At 42.0% G+C, this 21064-nt stretch carries 16 protein-coding genes; 10 read left to right on the forward strand and 6 right to left on the reverse strand.

The window, feature by feature from the left end; genetic code table 11:
- Nucleotides 1–168: 168 nt before the first annotated feature.
- Together V7K50_RS16040 and acs are read right to left on the reverse strand one after the other, a co-directional pair.
- Nucleotides 169–849, reverse strand: a complete 681-nt coding sequence (locus tag V7K50_RS16040) for a tetratricopeptide repeat protein (RefSeq protein ID WP_334961613.1) — start codon at nucleotides 847–849, stop codon at nucleotides 169–171.
- A gap of 128 nt (nucleotides 850–977) precedes the next feature.
- Nucleotides 978–2951 (reverse strand): acetate--CoA ligase, encoded by a 1974-nt coding sequence (gene acs, locus V7K50_RS16045; RefSeq protein ID WP_334961615.1) that lies wholly within the window; start codon nucleotides 2949–2951, stop codon nucleotides 978–980.
- A gap of 226 nt (nucleotides 2952–3177) precedes the next feature.
- Here acs and V7K50_RS16050 point away from each other — a divergent pair, with 226 nt between their 5' ends.
- From V7K50_RS16050 to V7K50_RS16070, 5 genes are all read left to right on the forward strand, one after another.
- Nucleotides 3178–3570: a hypothetical protein gene (locus tag V7K50_RS16050; protein WP_334961617.1), complete on the forward strand. Its 393-nt coding sequence runs from the start codon at nucleotides 3178–3180 to the stop codon at nucleotides 3568–3570.
- Entirely contained in the window at nucleotides 3563–3823 is a 261-nt protein-coding gene (locus V7K50_RS16055) for a hypothetical protein (protein WP_334961619.1), read from the forward strand. Before V7K50_RS16050 ends, V7K50_RS16055 begins: the two co-directional genes overlap by 8 nt.
- A gap of 29 nt (nucleotides 3824–3852) precedes the next feature.
- The gene (locus tag V7K50_RS16060) at nucleotides 3853–4608 is read left to right on the forward strand and encodes a Uma2 family endonuclease (RefSeq protein ID WP_334961621.1); all 756 of its coding nucleotides are present in this window, start codon (nucleotides 3853–3855) and stop codon (nucleotides 4606–4608) included.
- 92 nt (nucleotides 4609–4700) lie between these two features.
- Nucleotides 4701–5390, forward strand: coding sequence for a hypothetical protein (locus V7K50_RS16065; protein WP_334802111.1), 690 nt, complete (start codon nucleotides 4701–4703; stop codon nucleotides 5388–5390).
- Between the two features lie 68 nt (nucleotides 5391–5458).
- Entirely contained in the window at nucleotides 5459–5899 is a 441-nt protein-coding gene (locus V7K50_RS16070) for a hypothetical protein (RefSeq protein ID WP_334961623.1), read from the forward strand.
- A gap of 126 nt (nucleotides 5900–6025) precedes the next feature.
- Here V7K50_RS16070 and V7K50_RS16075 read toward each other — a convergent pair whose 3' ends face one another.
- From V7K50_RS16075 to V7K50_RS16085, 3 genes are all read right to left on the reverse strand, one after another.
- Nucleotides 6026–7150 carry a hybrid sensor histidine kinase/response regulator gene (locus V7K50_RS16075; RefSeq protein WP_334961625.1) on the reverse strand — a complete coding sequence of 375 codons (1125 nt, stop codon included), beginning with the start codon at nucleotides 7148–7150 and terminating at the stop codon, nucleotides 6026–6028.
- 39 nt (nucleotides 7151–7189) lie between these two features.
- The gene (locus V7K50_RS16080) at nucleotides 7190–8521 is read right to left on the reverse strand and encodes an ATP-binding response regulator (protein WP_334961627.1); all 1332 of its coding nucleotides are present in this window, start codon (nucleotides 8519–8521) and stop codon (nucleotides 7190–7192) included.
- 969 nt (nucleotides 8522–9490) lie between these two features.
- Nucleotides 9491–9646, reverse strand: a complete 156-nt coding sequence (locus tag V7K50_RS16085) for a hypothetical protein (protein ID WP_334961629.1) — start codon at nucleotides 9644–9646, stop codon at nucleotides 9491–9493.
- Between the two features lie 456 nt (nucleotides 9647–10102).
- On the opposite strand from V7K50_RS16085, the gene V7K50_RS16090 reads away from it, so the two are divergent.
- Nucleotides 10103–10825, forward strand: coding sequence for a response regulator transcription factor (locus tag V7K50_RS16090; protein WP_334804538.1), 723 nt, complete (start codon nucleotides 10103–10105; stop codon nucleotides 10823–10825).
- 312 nt (nucleotides 10826–11137) lie between these two features.
- Here V7K50_RS16090 and V7K50_RS16095 read toward each other — a convergent pair whose 3' ends face one another.
- The gene (locus V7K50_RS16095) at nucleotides 11138–12487 is read right to left on the reverse strand and encodes a lipid-A-disaccharide synthase-related protein (RefSeq protein ID WP_334961631.1); all 1350 of its coding nucleotides are present in this window, start codon (nucleotides 12485–12487) and stop codon (nucleotides 11138–11140) included.
- Nucleotides 12488–13245: 758 nt separating this feature from the next.
- Here V7K50_RS16095 and V7K50_RS16100 point away from each other — a divergent pair.
- From V7K50_RS16100 to V7K50_RS16115, 4 genes are all read left to right on the forward strand, one after another.
- A complete protein-coding gene (locus tag V7K50_RS16100) occupies nucleotides 13246–15501 on the forward strand; it encodes a hypothetical protein (RefSeq protein ID WP_334961633.1) in 2256 nt (751 codons plus the stop codon).
- 426 nt (nucleotides 15502–15927) lie between these two features.
- Entirely contained in the window at nucleotides 15928–18225 is a 2298-nt protein-coding gene (locus V7K50_RS16105; RefSeq protein ID WP_334961635.1) for a COG1470 family protein, read from the forward strand.
- A gap of 395 nt (nucleotides 18226–18620) precedes the next feature.
- On the forward strand, nucleotides 18621–19850 hold the full coding sequence (locus V7K50_RS16110) for a tetratricopeptide repeat protein (protein ID WP_334961637.1): 1230 nt from the start codon (nucleotides 18621–18623) through the stop codon (nucleotides 19848–19850).
- A 108-nt stretch (nucleotides 19851–19958) separates the two neighbouring features.
- On the forward strand, nucleotides 19959–20729 hold the full coding sequence (locus tag V7K50_RS16115; protein WP_334961639.1) for a Uma2 family endonuclease: 771 nt from the start codon (nucleotides 19959–19961) through the stop codon (nucleotides 20727–20729).
- Nucleotides 20730–21064 lie beyond the last annotated feature (335 nt).

A 21064-nucleotide genomic window follows, 5' to 3' on the forward strand; every position in this document is an offset into this window, starting at 1 on the left:
TTAAGAGGGCGGGCTGGAAAGCCCGCCCCACAATAATTAATTAAAACCGGATACCTCTTACCCAGCAGCAAAATCCCGCATAATAAGCGATCGCACTTCTGCCAAAACATCCTTAAAGCTAATTTTCAGCAGGTATTCTTAACTTTTATCCACTGGATAATATGATTTTCAGGAAACACTAGGATCGTCTGAAGTTTTGATCTCTCGCAAAATTCGTTCGACTTGGTTAACTTTTTCACCTCTTTTCTGTGCTTTGAAAATATTTATAGCTTTTTCTAAAGAAGATAACGCCTCATCTTTTTTATTTGTTTGCCACAATGCCAGTGCAAAATTAGTCAGCGCCTCGCCATAATTAGGATTGATTTCCAGAGCTTTTTTATATTCAGTAATGGCTTCTTGCCAGCTACTTTGGCTAGCGTAAGCCATACCGATGGCATTGTAAGCTAGAGCATATTTTGGCTGGAGGCGAATGGCTTCTCGATAGGCGCTAATTGCTTCTTCTGACTTCTTTTGCTCAAAAAGCGCATTTCCCAGTTGAAAGTGTCCGAATGCATCTTCTGGGAATTTTTTAATGAATGTACGTAAATTTTCCTCTGCGCCTTTGAAGTCTCCTTGATTATATAAAGCATTGGCTTGTTGCAGGAGCTGCGATCGCTCTGGTGAATCTGTACCTGAAAATTGTGCTATTTTTTGCGGTTGTCTCTGTGCATCCTGTTCTGGCGAATGCAAAGAAACTTGTCCAGAAACCGCTAAGACTGACGGTGATATCCCCATTACAGTGATAATACTCAGCATCATGCAGCTAATAGGTTGAACAAATGCTGACTTGGGTTTGCGCTTCAGCTTCATCGCCCTCAATGCCTCAATAATGTTCTAATCTTTATAATAAATTGGGGTGCGTTAACGCGTAATGCATCACAAGACAGACGTAGGGGCGCATATATATGTGCGCCCCTATTAAGCTCATTTGGAATTATTTACGCCCCTTCCCGTAACTTATCCAACACACTCCGATCTTCTAATGTCGAAGTATCACCAGATACCTCTTCCCCAGCAGCTAGATTCCGCAATAAGCGCCGCATAATCTTACCCGATCGCGTTTTCGGCAAAGCGTCTGTAAAACGAATTTCTCCCGGACGTGCGATCGCACCAATTTCTTTAACAACATGCAGTTTGAGTTCTTTACTCAGTTCCTCACTTGCCTGATAAGTGCCTTCTAATGTCACAAAAGCCACTACTTCTTCACCCTTGAGTTCATCCGGTTTACCCACTACCGCCGCTTCTGCAACGGCTGGATGCGAAACTAAGGCTGATTCTACTTCCATTGTACCGAGTCGGTGTCCTGACACATTCAGTACGTCATCCACACGACCCATTACCCAGAAGTAGCCGTCTTCATCTTGTCTTGCACCATCACCAGCAAAGTAAGTATAGTTACCATCTTGGGGCGGAATGTGTTCCCAATAAGTGCGGCGGAAACGTTCTGGATCGCCGTAGACTGTCCGCATCATTCCTGGCCAGGGATGGCGCACTGCTAGATAACCGCCTTCGTTATTGGGTACGGTGTTTCCTTCTAAATCCACCACATCTGCAATAATTCCTGGGAAGGGAAGAGTTGCGGAACCGGGTTTTGTAGGAATCGCCCCTGGTAGCGGTGTAATCATAATACCGCCTGTTTCCGTTTGCCACCAAGTATCGACAATGGGACAGCGATCGCCACCAATTACTTTGTGATACCACATCCAAGCTTCGGGGTTAATCGGTTCGCCAACGGTTCCCAGCAAACGCAATGAAGACAAGTTTCGCGCTTTGGGATGTTGTTCGCCCATCTTAATAAATGCCCGAATTGCCGTAGGTGCAGTATAAAAAATATTAACGCCGTATTTTTCAATTACATCCCAAAAACAACCAGGATTAGAAGCACGGGGCGCACCTTCATACATCAACGTGGTTGCACCGTTGGAAAGGGGGCCGTAGACAATGTAGCTGTGTCCCGTAATCCAACCGACATCGGCAGTACACCAATATACATCTGTGTCTTGGAGGTCGAATATCCATTTGGTGGTAATATGGGTATACAAATTATAACCAGCAGTTGTATGCACTACGCCCTTCGGTTTGCCTGTGCTGCCAGAAGTGTAGAGGACAAACAGCATATCTTCGCTATCCATCGGTTCGGCGGGACAATCTGCTGATGCACATTTTTGCAAATCATGCCACCAATGATCGCGTCCGCCCAACTGCATATAAGTTTCTTGTCCGGTGCGCTTGACAACTAGGACATTTTCGACGCTGGGAACAGCGCCATCAGCTAAGGCTTTATCTACCTGTTCCTTAAGAGGGACGATGGCATCTTTGCGCCAACCACCATCAGATGTGACTACTAATTTAGCTTGAACATCAATTAAGCGATCGCGCAAAGCTTCGGCACTAAAACCACCAAATACTACAGTGTGGGGTGCGCCAATTCTCGCACAAGCTAACATGGCGATCGCAGCTTCGGGAATCATCGGCAGATAAATTCCGACGCGATCGCCTTTTTGTACACCCAGTTGCTTCAATACATTGGCGAACTGGCAAACTTCCCGGTGCAGTTGGGCGTAGGTGAGAGTACGCGAATCACCTGGTTCTCCTTCCCAAATCAATGCTGCTTTATTTTTGCGCCAGGTAGTGAGGTGTCTGTCAAGGCAATTGTAAGAAATATTAATCTTACCACCAACGAACCACTTAGCAAAAGGCGGTTGCCAGTCTAATACCGTGTCCCATTTTTGGAACCATTCTAATTCTGTTCCAGCCAAATCTGCCCAAAATTGCTGCGGATCGGCTTTGGCTTTAGCGTAGATACGGTGATAGTCCTCCAGGCTTTTGATATGGGCATTTTTTGAGAATTCCGAGGCTGGATGGAAGAGGCGGTTCTCTTGTAGGATTGATTCTATAGTTGGTTTAGACATGGTTATGAGTGCGATCGCTATTGTTACTAAAAACTATTCTTAGCCCAGTTGTGCTATACAGGGTTTAGATTTTCGTTAAGCTGGGTGGAAATTGCCGAGTTATTTAGTTTACATTCATTTTCATCTACCAAAAGCAAGGGATCAAGAAATGTAAACACGTTTTGCAATCTATCTACCGGGAATGTTGCAATATTGTAAGTAGTCTTGACAAACAAAGCCTGAAATTATGACGCTTACTGTTGAAGCAAGCAGCCTATCTCTCAATGATGTTCATCGATTTCTCAAATTAGAAGAACTTTCCAATGCTTCATTCACAGACTTCTTAACTCTAGAACCACTCTCTAAGTTTGAACAGCAGGATTTATTGCGAATCAGAAATGACTTCCGTCGCTATTTAAGCGCAGGTAAAATTTCTGAAGGGTTGGTTAAATTTTTAACGATTGCACCCTTGATGCGGTTAGCTGGATTTTACGATGTACCGATTCGGTTGACTATGGAAGATAGTATTGCGATCGCAGTGGAAGATGAAGACAGAAGAATTACCGGACGGATGGATATTTTAGCAATCAACAGTCCTCAAAGTAATATTGCGCCGCCCTTTCTGGGTTGTAGTGATTGAAACGAAAAATAGTGCGGTTGAAGTGGGTGAGGGTTTACCTCAATTACTCACTTATGCTTTTAAAAGTTTAGACCAACAACCATCAGTTTGGGGTTTGGCAACTAACGGACTGCGTTATCAATTGGTTTATTTAAGACGTGACGTGCAGCCAATTTATCAGTTAATGCCATTATTAAATCTGAATGAATCTCCAGATGCAATTGAGTTATTGCAAGTTTTCAAAGCTATCTGCAAGTTACCGAATTTTCAGTAAAATGAACGTAAATAGCGGAGCGATCGCTGATGTCTGAACCTGCTAGCCTAGAAATAGAATTAATCTCTGATAATATTTTACAGGAGGAAGTTATTTTTCCTCCCGGTGATCTACTTAGTGACGAACCACCCTTGGAAAGTGACATACACCGAGACCAAATCGATTTGCTGATTCGCATACTTAAATTATGGTGGCGAGAAAGGCAAGATTTTTATGCTTCTGGCAATTTGACAATTTACTACAGTCCTAACCAGAAAAAATCAGAACATTTCCGTGGCCCAGACTTCTTTGTAGTTTTGGGAACCCAGAAAAAAGATCGTAAGAGTTGGGTAGTTTGGCAAGAAGACGGCAAATATCCCAATGTGATTGTAGAAATTTTGTCAAGTTCAACCACAGCAGTTGATAAAGGTTTAAAAAAACAAATTTACCAAGATACCTTCCGTACACCAGATTATTTCTGGTTTCACCCTGTAACAATGGAACTTCAGGGATTTCATCTAGTTGATGGGAAGTATCAAGAAATCCAAGTAACCACTGATGGCCGTTTGTGGAGTCAGCAGTTAGAACTTTATTTGGGAGTTTATGAAGGTAAATTAAGATTCTTCACTACTGAAAATCAATTAATACTATCATCAGAAGAATTGGCTGAACAAGAACGTTTACGTGCCCAACAGTCAGAAGAACGTGCCCAACAGTCAGAAAAACGCGCCCAACGTGCAGAGCAAGAAATTGCCCGACTGCGGGAGGTTTTACGTATACAGGGCATCGATCCAGAGAATATTTAATGACATCAGGAAATTAACTAAATACATTTTCAAGTTAAAATCTAGTTATCAATGTGTAAAAAAAGCGTAATCTTCTGAAAGTAGGGCATCGTTTGCAAGCAACAGAGATTAAGGATCAGCTAAAGTCCCTTATCGAGCAAGCTTCCTCGATAGATCATAATTTAGCGAGAAGATTAGATGAAATCAATCGTTGGGTAAAGAACATCAAGCCAGGTTCCCTGACTGCCAAACCCTTTGTAATTGCCTTTCTGCTAGAGGTGATTACGGATTCGACAATATGGCTGATCATCAAATCCTTGCCTTCAGAGGAAGAACAAAAAGCAAAGTTCGATCTGATGACACCGATCGAGAGATATTGGTATGGTTATCTCTTTCCCAGATGGTTCAATGCAAGTGACTCCAAGTTTTATATTTGGAAACAAAAATTGATGGCAGGCGAATTTAATCAGCTTGATGATGATATCATTAAATTAATAGCTCAAGATGTTGTCAGTCGAGAAGGTAGTTTTTTGCAGCGTTATATTGCCGACCTTTCTATGGCGACAGATTTAATTGTTAGTCGTAACAATCAACCACTGTGCATTCAAGTAACTAGTGTTAGTGAAGAACTGAATCACCAAAAGTACCAAGCTTGGCAAAATACACTGCGATCGTGGGAAATAGAGAGAGGATTGTTCTTAAGTTACAATCCCAAGGATGCTAATTTTGTGAACCAGTTAGTCAACGTGGCCCTGTATAACAGTGATTACCTTTCTGGTGGCAAATATTTAAAATTTTCGTGAATTTTCAGGAATTTGATATTTCAGATTTGTGTCCTAGCCTATATACTTACGTGCTAATTAGAGCTTTTATGGCTAACAAAAGAGAAACTCACTGCGACAATCAAGTAGATACATTTGCTGAAGCATTAGCAACAGCGCGACAAATGCAGCAGAACTGGTTAACTCACGGGGTTGATTTTGTCAATTTTTACGTTGAAGATGTGGATGGAGACTGGCTAGAAACGTGGGGACATGACGAAATATTAGGTAATTCGGGATTAGATACCATCAAAGAATTTTTGGTAAGTAATGATAGTGTAGCTGTTAGGGTAAGAGAGCATTTAGGAGAGCGATCGCTGTTTGATTTTGCAGTAAACTTAGATGAATCTTGGAGAATTTCTGAAACCAATCATCGGTTATCTGCTGTGAGAAATCTGTTAGCTGGTGAAAGAAATAGTGTTGATACAGATGACATTAGGTTGTTTGATTTAGTGAATAGTCTGCTGGTAAAGTTAGCAGAGATTTTGTGAAATTTTTAGTTGCAAAGATATATATAAAGGACTTTCAACCCAGTCCCTAGTCCCCAGCGATGCACTGAGCGCAGTCGTTGTGTCCCCAGTCCCCTGCTATAATTTTGCGATCGCTAAGAAGTAGACTTAAGTGTTTTTAGGTAGTTGCACAGTAAATACACTACCTTTACCTAATTCAGAGGCGACCTGGATAGTTCCGGCGTGCCCTTCTATAATCCGGTGGGATAGATGTAGTCCTAAGCCACTACCTGAGCGTTTATTTCTACCTTGGCGAAATCGCTCGAAAATTGTTGCCCGATCTTCAGGTGCAATCCCATATCCTGTATCTTGCACCTCAATTGTCACTAAACCTGGATTTCCGGGATGAGGTGATGTTTCAAAAATGCGGATTGTTATGCCACCTGTATCTGTAAATTTGATGGCATTTGCGATCAGGTTATTTAGTACCCGGCGTAGTTCCAAGCGATCGCCCATAATCATACCAGGGTTTTGACTCAGTGGTTCTAACTCACTGGTATTTATTTCCAGGGTCAAGCCTTTTTCATTAGTTAGAGGACTTAGTTCGCTGACTACTTCTTGAGATATCTCACGTAAATCGCATTCTTCCCAATTCAACGTTTTTTTACCTGCCTCGAAGCGATAGACTTCTAACAGGGTGTTTACCATTTCCATCAAATTTTGGTTACTACGAATCATAACTGCGATCGCCTGTTTCATTTCCGGCGAAATTTTGCAGAATATTTCCATTTCAAATAAATTCAACATCCGATCGGCGGCTACTAGGGGAGTTCGCAAATCATGAGTCAGCCGGGAAACAAAGTCTTCCCGTTGGCGGGCCATTTTTTGTTGTTCGTCCAAACTGTGTTTGAGACGTAATAGCGATCGCACCCTTGCCAGTAGTTCGTCAGTATCAAATGGTTTACGAATAAAATCGTCAGCACCAGCATCCAAACCGTCCACAACGCTAGATTCATGAAAGGCAGTAATCAGCAAGATTGGAATATAAGATATCGCCGGGTTATTCCGAATTCGGCGTGTGACTTCATAACCATCTATTCCCGGCATCATCACATCTAACAGAATCAGATCGGGTGGAGATTGTTCAATTTGCCGCAAAGCCTTTATTCCATTAGAAGCTAAAGCAATTTCATACCCCTCACTTTCTAAAATTGCTTGAACCAAAATGAGATTATCTTGAATATCGTCAACTGCGAGAATACGATAAATTTTATTATCTTCAACTACAGACATGATGTATCAACTTTTATTAGTTTTTTGGAAGTAATTTATTTATAATTTAAATCTAGGATATCCTATTGATGTTTTCCTGACTTCAGAAGATGAATGATGGGGATTTTTAGCATGGCAAAAAAAATCCTCGTCATCTTGTGAAGCTCGAGCATCATCTGCTACAGTCGATAATGTGATTTGACGTGGCAATTCAATTTTAAACATTGAACCCACCTCCAATTTGCTCTCAATAAAGATTTTGCCGCCCATCATTCGTACTAACGAATCTATAATTGCCAAACCCAAACCGGTACCTGGATATTTGCGAGTGATAGTTTGATCGACTTGCCGAAACGCTTCAAAAATATGTTTAAAATCTCTGGGTGCTATGCCAATACCTGTATCTCGAACAATAATTGCTAATCGATTTCCAGGTAATTCCTTAACCTCAACCCAAATTTCACCAGACTCTGTGAACTTAATGGCGTTGGAGAGCAGGTTAATTAAAATCTGTTTAATCCGAACTGGATCATTAAATACCGAAGCATTTCGCAAATCGTTTCGCACTAACAATGATAGATTTTTGGCATCAGCTAGAGAATGCATTTCATCTACAGCGAGATTTATTACCTTTGATACATCAAATATTTCTCCCTTTAAGTCTAATCGTCCTGCCTCCAGCTTGGAAAAGTCGAGAACTTCATTGAGTAGCATCAGCAAATGCTTGCCATTATTTAAGATGCGCCCAAGCATATCTGCTTGCTGCTGCGTGAGTTGACCAAACTTAGGACGCAGCAGTATTTGCGAAAAACCAATAATCGCATTCATCGGCGTTCTGAGTTCGTGGGACATAGTTGCCAAAAAAAGTGATTTGAGCCGTGATGCCTCCAATAACTTGAAGTTTTGCATTTGAATCTGTTGTTGTTGTCTCTCCAATTCTTGGTTTTTAAGAATGAGTTTTTCATGACTTTCTCGCAACTGCTGGGTTGCCAAATCTGCCTGCATTTCGGCCTGATAAACCCGAATCGCACTTCGCAAAACCTGTGCCAATATTTCTGGGGATATCCTAGACTTAAAAAGATAATCTGTAGCACCAGCTTTCAAGAATTTGAGAGTAATTTGTTCATCTCCTTGATCCGTTAGGACTACTAAAGGAACTTTAATTTCCGAAGAACGTAGCCGTTGAATTAAGGTTAGTCCATCCTGATCTGGTAAGCGATAGTCGAGGAAAACACAATGATATGAAGTGGTGCTTAAGGCAGAGAATGCATTATTAACATCGCTTACCTCAGAAAGTTCCACCTCAACACCTGCTTGAGTCAGGGCACAACGGATTGTCATCCTGTCTACTTCGTCATCGTCTACAACCAAAATTTTCAGCGTCTCTTCCATCGGGTTTTATTTTTGCCGCCAAAGATAGGTTCATAAATAACATTTCTCTTTTCAGATCATCCAACTAAAAAAATATAAGATTTTCGGATATCTAAAATCTGTAACTTGATTGACTAAGACATTTTGCATAACAATACTTGTTTGGCGTTTCCATTATCTCAACATTCCGGGCATTTGCTGGGGTTGAATTCAGTCTGTTATCTCCTCCCTCTAGTTAATTTACCAGAGTCAGGGAATTAAACTCCTACCAAATGACCAATGGCTCTCAAAGAATTAGCAATTAACAAATTGAATAACTATTGATCTGAAGACAGGAGACAAAACTGCCGGAAAGTCAAATAAAATACTTTACCAAGCTTAAAACAATTGTAAATCAGTGAGCAAGCAACCGTCGTCAGTCATTGGTGAGAGTTGTATGCCATTATCTTGTAGTACAAGCTGGAAGAGTTTTACTCATCAGACTAAATAACAAAGTCCTGTCTATACCTATTTGTGAATCTGAAGTAATCTTACCTCCTGGAATATCGACAATTTTCTTATAGGGGTTATCGATTGTAGGTACAGAAGCCCACCTCCTAAGAGCAAGGGAGGAGGTGGCTCTGATTTGACTTTTCACGGTATCTGGAAAACCTCGCTTCTATTTCTCTCTCCTACAAGGAGGAGCCACTGCGTTGGGCGGCTCTGCCGACTTGTACCCCTTCGGGGAAGCAAGCGTCTCCCCTTCTCCCTTTGGGAGAGGCTAGCGCCAAGGGAGAAGCATGTGGCGTCAGAGACTTTGAATTTTCCCCCTTCCCGTGTCGGGAAGCTTGCTTGGGGATTAGGTCTTTCATGGGCTTTTCCATACAACGTGAAAAGTCAGCTTCACTCGTCGGGAAGGGGGTAAGTCAGTACCTCACGTTGGGGTAACCTAAGAAGAGAAGTTGAAATCTGCTGTAATTAGGAAACGCTATAATTATCGCTAGACCTGTGTTAGGATTTTCCTAGCGATCGCCAACTTCCACTGCTCAGAAAATTACCAAGACCTAAGCCTGACAAAGCTTCCCTACAAAAGTTGGGCGAAAATTCAAAGCCTCCAAACTGCTCATAAAGAACGACGAATAACCTTGCTGCTGCTGATTCCAGCAAACTTTAACGCCATATTATTCCCTTTAATGAGGATTGGCTCTATCAATCGGATTAATCCAAAGGTTAGGTTAAAAATCCCTGGGAACCATCGTTCACTTTTTCGGAAAGCAACTTCGTCGAGTTGTAATTTTTTCATTTTCGTCAGCTTTTTTTAAAGTTTTATACAAAAAAATACTAATTAACGAATGGAACATCGCAACTCAAAGCTGAATTATAAACAAGGAGCAGCAGTTTCGCATTCGTCTCAATATTTCATACTTTTTGTGTAAGTATCCATATATCTCCAGTTAGATTTGTCCTCTATCGAAATATAAAAAAATCAGTTATTTATTATTTCTATCGGTGGATGCAGACTGATTGAAATATCATCTATCTTTAGATAGGTAAAATTAAGAGCTAGTGCTGACAAAAGGTAATATTTTGAAAGATGCAAACAGCGCAAGAGTGAGTGTAGCAATGAATGAAATTAGTATTATTTTAATTGAAGATCATGACTTAACGCGAATGGGGCTAAGAGCGGCATTACAGTCTCACAGCGCATTGAAAGTAATTGGCGAAGCGGCAAATGCTACCCAAGGATTAAAACTTTTAGAAACGGCAAAGCCAGATGTAGCTGTTGTAGATATCGGTTTGCCTGACATGGATGGCATCGAACTCACCCGTAAATTCAAACGCTACCAAGCTGAAACGGGGCAATCGAATACGAAGATTCTCATCCTGACGATGGATCATACAGAGGATGCTGTACTTGCAGCTTTTGCGGCGGGTGCTGATTCTTACTATATGAAAGAAACCAGCATCAGTAAATTAACTGAAGCAATCCAAGCAACTCACGGGGGTAACTCTTGGATTGATCCGGCAATTGCCAATGTGGTATTGCGGAAGATGCGCCAAGGTATTCCTGGAGAAATCCAAGGTTCTGACAAACCGAAGACTGTAAAAATTGAGGCGTTGGCATCAGAATACGAGCAAGTTTTGGAAACATACCCCCTGACTCAACGGGAACTAGAAATCTTGGAGTTGATTGTAGGTGGGTGCAGCAATGGGCAAATTGCCGAGAAACTCTACATTACAGTTGGTACTGTGAAAACCCATGTTCGCAATATTCTAAATAAACTGTGTGCTGATGACCGTACTCAAGCGGCTGTGAGGGCTTTACGTTCTGGGTTGGTGGCGTGAGGGAGTAGGGAGCAGGGAGCAGGGAGCAGGGAGCAGGGAGCAGGGAGCAGGGAGCAGGGAGCAGGGAGCAGGGAGCAGGGAGATGAGGGGACAAGGAAAATAAGCATACCCAATGCCCAATACTTCGGCAAATTACCTCGGCGTCGCTAGGCACAAGTCGCGGTTCCTGAGCGTAGTCGTACCACTTCGTGGAAGCAAGCTACGCGTAGCGTCTCGTAGAGAAGGGCAGTACAAGTGCCCAATACCCAATACCCAATACCCAATACCCAATACCCAATACCCAATACCCAATACCCAATACCCAATACCTATTTAAAATCGTTCCTGTAGACATTCTGCAATGCGTAGTGCAGCACCGGGTTTGCCCATACGTCGTAGACCATTTTCGGCAATAATTTGCAAAATATCAGGATCTTTGAATAGGGACTGTACTACCTCCGCTACTTCTGCTGGCTGCTCGACTAAAATCAAAGATGATCCGAGAAGACGACTTTGAGCTTCAGCAAAGGCAGGGTTATATTGGGGGCCATTGCCGGGAATCGCGATCGCAGGTTTCCCTAAACCGATAAACTGTTCTGTGGCTGTACCTGCCATTGCGATCGCTAAATCTCCCAAATGCAAGCAATCATTATAGGCTTGTTGTGTCAGCAGTAAATATGCATTTCTTTGTTTAAATATCAAGAGATTTGGATCAGATATTTTGATCGGAGATGCTGATTCACTGCGCCAGCCTTGAGATTGCACACTTTGGGATAAAATATTAGAGTCTAAACCAGGTGCGATCGCACCTAAAAATATCACAGTGCCAGAAGTGTAAAACACCGAATTTCGCTCTTGGAAACTTGCCATCAAAGCAGATACGGCAATCATAATTGTTTCCCAGTTGGCGTATGCCTCTGGCGCACGGGAACCAGGAAGAAGAGTCACCATTAAAGGCCGAACTGTCTCTTGCTGTTGGGCATCCCGACTATAAAATTGTTGGCGTGAAAACGTCGGTTCTAGTCCATCCATCATGGGATTACCCAAACTTAAAGCTGGAATTGGCCATTGTTTTAATGTTTCCGTCGTCAGCACATCTCTAGGAAACACCGCCTGACAACGGCGACGACTCATTAACCAACGTTCCCAAGGATGGTAAACTGAACCAGAAAAGTTTTCCCAACGCGCATCCTTAGATTTCCGTGGTAATAATCCAGCTTCATCCCGGACATAATATTCAGATTTCGCCGTACCCACAAAACCATAATTAGCGCCACTGAAAGTTGCAAACAACAACGGGACAATATCTCCCACAGCTAAAATCGCTCTTTTATTACCTAATTTTTTTTGATAATTCACCCAACGGCGGACAGATTTAATCTGGCTGAGGGTAAGTTGCAATAAACCACCGCGTACATCCCGCGCTAATTGTCGTCCATCCATATAAATAAAGCCGCCAGAAGGCATAGTGCGGACTGAACCAATCAGAGGGATATCCAACTGTTGATAAGCACGTCCTTCACCCACCAGAGGTAAAGCAAATATCTCTGGTGGGTTTGGTTGTCGTTGGAGTTCTTGCAAAATCCGAACTGCAATTACATCTTCCCCATGTCCATTACTTAATACAAGTAACTGCAAAGAAGGGGAGTTAGAAGCTAAGGATAACCGAGATACATTACTCATAAGAAACAAAATATCAAAATTAACTGTCTGTTTCTGCGACTGCAATTTTTACTTTAGCTACTGGCAATGTAACTCAGCAAGCAACGGCTACACCTGCTAAAACCATTACTCCAGCTGCAAAAGCAACTTGGTGGTGCCGACAATTGAAGACACTCCCGCACGGATAGAGACAATTGCTTCTCCAGAAACTATAGTTGCACAACAATTTTCTCAAAATTCCGTCGTGCAAACAAAAATTCCCCGGTAGTCTTAAAGTCAGCAAACAAGGGAAACTGATCAGTAACACTCCCCTTCTATCCTACTCCCACTCCCACGACAAAACTCCGTCAGCACCCTTTGCACCTTTTATTGATTGACTAATATCAAGCTAAATGATACTCTAGACCCCAAAATATAAAAGCATCGAGTTTAAAAATTTCAAAAAATATGATTAAAGAAATTAGTACAACTTTATTTTTTATTTCCATCAATCTTTTATTAAATCAAGTCCAATCGGGTTACACCCTACATACACTTAGATTTTTTCAAAAATCAAATCGGATTGTATATACAGCACATTTGATCTGAATGAGGTAGACAAGGGCGGGCAGGATGTCATTGGCGTCAAGATTTATCAGATTAAGATGTGTACTTCATTTACTTGCAAAGTGCTGTATATCAATAATCAAACCAAAAAAACTATTGTCACGTTGTCGCAGACATTAATTTTTTAATAGTGTTAGTCATACACAATACAAGAAAATATTATAAGTGAGAGTATGGAAAAAAATGTTATTAATGCCAGCCTTTCTACTGAGAACCTCACCTTTCGTCCAGGTGATACTCCTGGATCATTTGAGGTAACTGTCAATAATGATAGCGATCGCTTTGTCAATTTTCAGATAGAAATTACCGCCGCCGGAGAAACCCGAAACACAGGATATCGCTGGTATCGACTCGAACCAGAGGTAGCAGCAGCCAAGCCACCCGGCAGTAGTACCATCTTCCAAGTCTTCATCTTCAATACACCCATTCCGGGATTTGTCGGTACTGTCAACTTGATGGTGAATATTTTTTCACCACAGTTACCCCAACAGTGCAGACTTGTGCTACGCCTGAAAATCGAGCGAGACAACAGACCGACACATTTAAGTCTAGAATTGCCTGTACGGGAGTTCCAAGTTTATCCCCGCAATTCTATAGACATACCAGTACGGGTGCGGAACTTGGGGCAACAACCGACTGAGGTCGGATTACGTTTTACAGGCGTTGATCCGTCTTGGCTAGCTAGCAGTGCAGAACGGCGATTATCTTTAGATGCAGGTGGTTTAGGAGAAGCCACATTTCAATGCCAACCTCCTTCTGTAGCGCAAGCGCCTAGTCAAAATTACCCTTTTACTATTGAAGCTGTTAGTAATAATGGTTATCCAACTAATGCTGAAGGCAATATTGAAGTTTTGCCAGTGGGTTTTATAGACTTTAGCATCACCGAAAAACACCTCAAAATTCCTAGTAAATCGGCATGGTTACCTGACTGGAAATCTGATACAGCTTCCTTTGAATTACTATTTAAAAATGCTAGCAATATCAACCAAGAAATTAATGTCCAGATGCAGGGTAGAGACTGGCGCAAATGTAGTTTCAAAAAGCTTCCCGAAATTGCCAATCTTCATTTAGGAGAGACAAGTAAAGTCATCCTTGATGTTAAAACAAAACGCCCTTGGATCGGAATCGGTAAAACTCTACTATTAGAGGCCAAATCAGAATTATCCGACCAACGTTTAGGGAGTACAGACCCCGCCACGCAGACATTAGAAGTGGAGACTCAGCCAATTATACCTCTATGGCTACAGCTGGCTGCGATCGCGCTCTTAGCCATACTCCTAGCATTAATACTCAGACCAACAGATGTAATGCATACACGATCTGTAAACTCAGTTCGGTTTAATGGCAATGGATTGTCAGTTGTCAGTGGTTCAGTTGATTGCACACTGAGACTTTGGAGAGTTGGTGCTAACAGCTTAGAACCCGATGACAGAGTAACATATACTACTGGACAACCTCTAGCTTGTCAAAAACCTCAACAGCCTAAAGGTCTGATGGCAAAGACCGATGCACCTGTAGTAGTCTTACGCTTCATCCCGTTACAAAATAATGGTGTTGCAGTTGGTCTAGACACTGGTGTAATTCAACTAATAGAAGTACCCTCAGGTAAAAAGATTAATAACGAGCTTCAAGACCAGAATGATCCAAATGGTAGAGGCGATCGCGTCTTTGACCTAGCGTTTACCCCCGACTCACTTAAGTTATTCAGTGGTTATGGCAGTGGTAAACTTAGAGAATGGTCTAGACTAGCACCCAACAGCGATTTCCTGGCACAACCGAAAAAAGTTATCGACCTAAAAAGTAAATTTGGAACGGATTTTCAAGCCCGCGCCTTAGCTCTCACCCCAGATGGAAAAACTCTAGTCATTGCTGGCAACTTTAACCGTTTCATATTGTGGCAGTGGGATCGAAGTCAGTCTGATAAAGAACCCCCTGATTTATCAGTGCAGAATCCAAACAAAGCAGTTGGGGGTGATGACTTTATTTGGGGATTGGCTTTTGATCCTAAATCAGACAAAATTCTCGCAACTTCCGATTCTGCGGGAATAATTACGATTTGGAATTTAGATCAGTGCCAAACTATCAAAAATCCCAATGGACAGGTACAAATAAATCAACTAAATTGCTCACCAATAGACACATGGCAAGCATCTAAAACATCTGTGCCTGGTGTAGCACTTCCGGTGCGGACTCTAGCATTTAGTGATAGTAAAAATGGTAATCTGCTAGTAAGTGGTGGCGATGATGGACGAGTGGTGGTTTGGTACTTAACCCCCCAACATAAGCTCGATAAACAAAAGGCAGTAGAAGGTCAAACAATTTACCAAAGCTCTAAAAAAATCAATAGTATCGACTTGAAAACTAATCAAGAAACCATGATTGTGAGTGGTGATGAAGATTTTCAGGTTAAACTAAACCACATCAAATAAGAGGATGTTTTAAAAATCCTTTTGCCGGTAGCAAAACGTTCTAGATCATTCTAAATCCACCCCACTTGATAAGAGGCAGGGGGCAGGGGGCAGGGGGCAGGGGGCAGGGGGCAGGGGGCAAGTGTAAAGGTAAAGGTACAAACAAACCTTGCCCCTTGTGGGCAAAAGCCCCCCATCTCCTTTTCTCCCTTGGTTGAAGCCCCACCCGCAAGTGGCGTGGTTTTTCTCCCTTGCTCCCTGCTCCCTGCTCCCCTGCTTTTTCACGCCAGTCTCCCCAACTCGGGAGACCACAAGAGAGAAGACCGCAGTGGCTCCCCTTAAAAAGAGGGACTTTAATTTCAGTTTTCCGCTTTTTAAAGGGGGATAAATAACTGCCTAAAATCACAGCCAATCACTTTTAAAACATTCTCTAAAGGAGTCGATAATATGCAAGGTAAATTCAATCCACTACAAGTTAGTATCAACCCACCGGAAATTCAATTTGGGATGCCAGGAGATCCCATTATTCTCTATGTAGTTGTGACCAATCAGGGAGACCAAAGTGCGATTATTGACTTATATTTTGCATTTGACGAAATATTTCAAAATATCACCGGCTGGTCTAGTTCTCCTAGAGAAAGTTTAGCATTAGATCCCCAACAAAGTAGCGACGAAGTAACATTCGAGTTTCAAATCGCTGCAAATGCTCTCCCCGGAACCTATGAATATACATTAATCGTAGATTCCCCTCTACATTATCCACAAGATACTCCCAAAACCTTCCGAAACCAAATTAAGGTTCTGCTAAAAGAACAGACTGCAATTCGGCTGAATGATCCGACATTTTCCATTAGACCTAACACCAACCCCAACAAACCGCTAATTTTTAATCCTGGTGAGCCTCTACAAGTGGAGGTAATAGTTGATAATCGCTCTTATCTTGTAGACAGGTTCCGCTTGAGTTGCCCAGATTTAGACGAAGATTGGTTCACAATCAATTATCCTGCAACTGGATACGAGGGACTAGGGTTGGTATCTGATGTCACTGCACTAGAACTCAACCCTGGTACTCAAGGTAAAATATTATTGAAATTTCATCCACCTGGAGATACCCTTGCAGGAAGCTATTCTCCGACAATCCGCTTGTATTCGGAAAACTCTCCAGACTTAGTACTACTAGATTTGGTGTACATCCAGATTCCGACAAATTATCGCCTAGATATAGAATTTAATACCATCTTGGGACAAGTTAGCCGTAGTCTTGGCAAGTACGAATTATCAGTGACTAACCAGGGGAATATTGTCCGCGAACTGATATTAAATTTAAAAAGTCGAGACGAAGAAGAACTATATACTTACAAATTTGATCCTACTGAATTAAGATTATTACCTAACAAAAATGCCGTGGCTAATTTGACAGTCAAACCCAGACCTTGGTGGCGAAGACCGTGGGTTGGTGCTGGGTTAGTTGTCAACTTTAAAGTTGATATCAAGGATCAACAAAATTTAACTTTACCTAACACATTGCCTCAAGGAACTTTGGTGTGGAACCCCCGCCCTTTTTGGCAATTTATACTACTGCTTTTAGCAGTTTTGGGATTATTGGGAGGATTAGGATTTATCATTTGGCGAATTTTAAATCCTCAACCTTTGACATTAGAAAAATTTAGTGCCAAGGACCCTCAAATCACTGAAGGTGATGAGATTGCTTTGAACTGGGAAATTCACCGCTATAAACAGTTGCAAAAGTTAGTCTTGACACCTAAAGGTTCACAACCCATTCCAGCTATTATTTATGACTTCAGCAATGGCATTCCTGAATCACTGGGTAAGGGAACGGGAACTCCTTGTGTGGTGCAAGAAGAACAAGACCTTATTTGTAGCAACGTGAAAACTGGAGTGAGAACAAAAGGTAATTACACTTTTGAGTTGCAAGCCTTTTATCAAAATGGGATACAGTTATTTTCTCAAAATAATCAACCAGCAACTAAAACAACCCAAGTAGAAATAGCTGAGAAACAAATTGCTGAAGTTGTTAGTTTTCAAGCAGATAAACCCCAGTATCAAAAAGGTCAAAATATTCTTTTAAGTTGGACAATTGACCGCCCCCTACTACTGCAACAAATTCAAATTACTGGCAGTGCGGAAGATGACACTTCTTATGGTGCGCCAGTTACTTATAAAATTAATCAAGGTAATCTTGTAAACCCTAACCTTCAAAAACTATGTACACAACAAAATCAACAACTACGATGTAAAAATGTTCCTATAGTTGCAAGTAAGGCAGGAAAATTTGCCTTTCAAATCAAAGCTTTTTCTAACAATGGAAGTGACAAAACTAGTTTTAAAAAGACTGAATCTAGAATAGAAATTTCAGCAAAACCATTTAAGATTGTTTCTTTCACAATCAACGGTAGCGATCAACCAAATCTGGTTCTGAATGAAGGAACAACTGCTACTTTGAGTTGGAGAGTAGAAGGAGAAAAAGAAAATATTCAGGTTAAACTTCTGCCATACGGCGATGAGGTTGCACTAAGTGACTCAAAGCAGTTTCCAGTTAATCTAGCTTTCCCAACTCAAATCACATTGCAAGTTACTGATATATCTAATAAGCAACCACCCCAGCTAAAAGGATTTGTGATCACAGTCCTCAAAAAAGTAGTGCCTACTCCGATTAACCCAATTCCACCTACTCTCCCACCCAGCAATAGCCCATTTAAGAGTCCTTTACCTCTGAAGCCATAACCTGTTGGCGATCGCACACAACTCTAGCGATCGCCGTAGTCGGGCTTTTAGTGTCGTGGGTTCTGAGGGTTCCAAATTATTTGATGGCTGACAAATTTAATTCTTTTTTTAAGTCTCACCATCCACTCAGATGCGGTACAAAATTATATCCCAAGGTGTATAGCGGTTCCCATTCAGATGCGGTACAACATTACATCCCGAAATGTAGGGGCACGGCAATGCCGTGCCCCTACGGGTGTACCTCATGTAAACGAGAACCGCTATAGGGACAATTCATGAATTGCCCCTACGGGTGTACCTCACGTCAACGAGAACCGCTATATATGATTAGGAAACGCTTTCTATGAATCGTAGAATTAGCTCATGCAAACAACTCAAGGCAAAGTAAATTACCCATGCTCAGGCACTTAATTGTGATCGTTACTGCCGCTATACTCTTTAGCAGTTCCTTGACGCTGGCAGAGAGTAAGAAGCCGAAACCACCGGATAAATTTCCTCCCAGTCCTCTAGAGATTACCACACCTGATCCACTGTCACCACGTTCGCCCAAGGATAAACAGCCATTAACTCTCGAAGAACAGCAAAAGTTAGAACCAGCCTTGGATGCTTTAAACCAAGAAGCGGCGGCGAAACTGCAAGCAGGTGAACCGGAAGCAGCATTTGAAATTTGGAACCGGGAACTGCGTTTGCGGCGCTTTTTAGGTTCATTAGCAGAGGTGCAAGCATTATCACGAGTTGGCGCGATCGCTTGGAATCAAAATGACAGCCAAGAGGTACAATATATTACTCAACGATTGCAAGCAATTCAAAAACAGACGCAATCTCAGAAAACAACTGCCCCAATTGATTTAAAGTTGTGGCGATCGCTAGGTGAAGCCTACCAAAATGTGCGATCGTCCAAACTGGCTCTAGAAGCTTACAACCAAGTTTTGCTAGTGGTGAGGCAGCAACAAGATCCTACAGCAGTAGTAGAAATTCTGAAGACGATTGGGGAACTGCATTTGAGTTGGTTTGATTATCGCAAAGCTGCGCCAGTCTATGAAGAATTGTTGAGTTTAGCTACATCCCTTGGCCAAGGTGTAAACCAGGTAACATATCTGCAACGGCTAGCTGACATTTACGAGCAGACGAACCAACCACAGCAGTCATTGAATGTACTGAATAAATTAGCAGAAATTTATGTCAATGAAAATAATCTTACTGAAATACCAGAATTAAAGCTAGCGATCGCTTCAGATTACGAATCTCTAGCCAAGAAGGATCGTAACTTCCTGCCAGAAGCTTTTAAAAATTATCAAGAATCTTATACCACTGCTTGGCAATTGCAGGAGTACGTTCGGGCTGGTGAAGCTTTGCAGAAGTTAATTGCGCTGTACCGTTCTCAAGGACAAGTAGATGAGGCTTTGCAGTCCAGCCAAATTCTGGTGCAGACACAGGCGCAAGCGGCCAATTTTTACGGAATGATGCAAGCTTATGACCAAATTGGACAATTATATGTAGAACGCAAAGAGTTTCCTCAAGCACTAACAGCCTTTCAAAAAGGGTTAGAACTGGCGCAACAACTCAAACATGAGGAAGCATACTTTACTGGGCAAATTCAAAAAGTGTCAAAAGCAAATTTTTGAAGAAGAATTCAGGAGTCAGAATTCAGAATTGAATTCTTTTTTAACGAAAATTTCTGCGATCGCTTAACATAAAAATACCCGCCACGCCTACCCAAAAGGTGAAAAGCTATGTCAGAAACTATCCTAGCTGCACCAGATATTCAACTCCCACCCACCCAAGCCGAATTACCCGACAATGACGATATCCCGATGGAAAGCCCACGACACAAAGCCCAGATGGATTTGCTGATCGATGCTCTCATACCTTGGTTGGAAGAACGAGAAGATGGGTTTATCGGCGGTAATATGTTCGTTTACTACAGTGTGGCGCAGGTGCGAAACAAAGACTTTAAAGGGCCAGACTTTTTTGCTGTGTTGGGAGTCCCGAAAGGAGAACGTCGCAGTTGGGTGGTTTGGGAAGAGGGGAAAACACCAGATGTAGTCATCGAGTTACTTTCTGACAGCACAGCCCAAGCAGACAAAAATGAGAAAAAGCTAATTTATCAAAATCAAATGCGTGTCCCAGAATATTTCTGGTATGACCCTTTTAACCCTAATGATTTGGCTGGTTTCTCTAATGAAAAAGGAGCTTATCAACCCATCGCACTAAATGCTCAAAATCAGTTAGTGAGTCAATCTTTAGGGTTAGCATTGCAGTTGTGGCAGGGAAGTTATAAAGGTATTAATGCTACTTGGTTACGCTGGGCAATATTGGCTGGGGAATTACTGCCAACTCCTGAAGAAAAGGAACGCCGAAGGGCAGAACAAGAAAGCCAAAGGGCAGACAAGGCAGAATCGCAGTTATTACAAACTGCCCGCAACTTACTTGAGTCTGGGATGACAGTAGAACAAGTAGCTAGGTTAACAGGTTTGAATGTATCTGAGATCGAAAATAAGTAATCAGGCTGACATATTAACAATTCAAAATTCAAAATTCACGCATTCAAAATTAAAGACATTTCAGACGAACGCGAGTGCGTCTCCAAAAGTTGAGAAGTGCCTTGCGCGGGTTCCCTTGGTTGTGGCAACTGACGCTCCTCCGTCGCTAACGCTATTCCTAACGGGGGATTTAAACCCCGAGTGAAAGGCACTGAGCAACTACCTCAGCTTGTGAAGCAGCTTGAGGTACTTCACAAGCTGAGATATTAGCTAATTTAGTCCATCAGATGCTGCTGCACTTGGGAAACTAATTCATTTGTCCAGTAGTTGGCGAGTTCGGCATTAGCGGCTTCCAC

Source organism: Nostoc sp., from assembly GCF_036917135.1.
Taxonomy (GTDB): Bacteria; Cyanobacteriota; Cyanobacteriia; order Cyanobacteriales; family Nostocaceae; genus Nostoc.

What these genes read in the sequence shown, in the direction of transcription:
- V7K50_RS16105 (WP_334961635.1), top strand. Translation starts at nt 15,928, where the DNA reads ATGCAAGGTAAATTCAATCCACTACAAGTTAGTATCAACCCACCGGAA.
- V7K50_RS16115 (WP_334961639.1), top strand. Translation starts at nt 19,959, where the DNA reads ATGTCAGAAACTATCCTAGCTGCACCAGATATTCAACTCCCACCCACC.
- acs (WP_334961615.1), bottom strand. Translation starts at nt 2,951, where the DNA reads ATGTCTAAACCAACTATAGAATCAATCCTACAAGAGAACCGCCTCTTC.
- V7K50_RS16070 (WP_334961623.1), top strand. Translation starts at nt 5,459, where the DNA reads ATGGCTAACAAAAGAGAAACTCACTGCGACAATCAAGTAGATACATTT.
- V7K50_RS16090 (WP_334804538.1), top strand. Translation starts at nt 10,103, where the DNA reads ATGAATGAAATTAGTATTATTTTAATTGAAGATCATGACTTAACGCGA.
- V7K50_RS16110 (WP_334961637.1), top strand. Translation starts at nt 18,621, where the DNA reads ATGCTCAGGCACTTAATTGTGATCGTTACTGCCGCTATACTCTTTAGC.
- V7K50_RS16100 (WP_334961633.1), top strand. Translation starts at nt 13,246, where the DNA reads ATGGAAAAAAATGTTATTAATGCCAGCCTTTCTACTGAGAACCTCACC.
- V7K50_RS16095 (WP_334961631.1), bottom strand. Translation starts at nt 12,487, where the DNA reads ATGAGTAATGTATCTCGGTTATCCTTAGCTTCTAACTCCCCTTCTTTG.
- V7K50_RS16080 (WP_334961627.1), bottom strand. Translation starts at nt 8,521, where the DNA reads ATGGAAGAGACGCTGAAAATTTTGGTTGTAGACGATGACGAAGTAGAC.
- V7K50_RS16040 (WP_334961613.1), bottom strand. Translation starts at nt 849, where the DNA reads ATGAAGCTGAAGCGCAAACCCAAGTCAGCATTTGTTCAACCTATTAGC.
- V7K50_RS16050 (WP_334961617.1), top strand. Translation starts at nt 3,178, where the DNA reads ATGACGCTTACTGTTGAAGCAAGCAGCCTATCTCTCAATGATGTTCAT.
- V7K50_RS16075 (WP_334961625.1), bottom strand. Translation starts at nt 7,150, where the DNA reads ATGTCTGTAGTTGAAGATAATAAAATTTATCGTATTCTCGCAGTTGAC.
- V7K50_RS16060 (WP_334961621.1), top strand. Translation starts at nt 3,853, where the DNA reads ATGTCTGAACCTGCTAGCCTAGAAATAGAATTAATCTCTGATAATATT.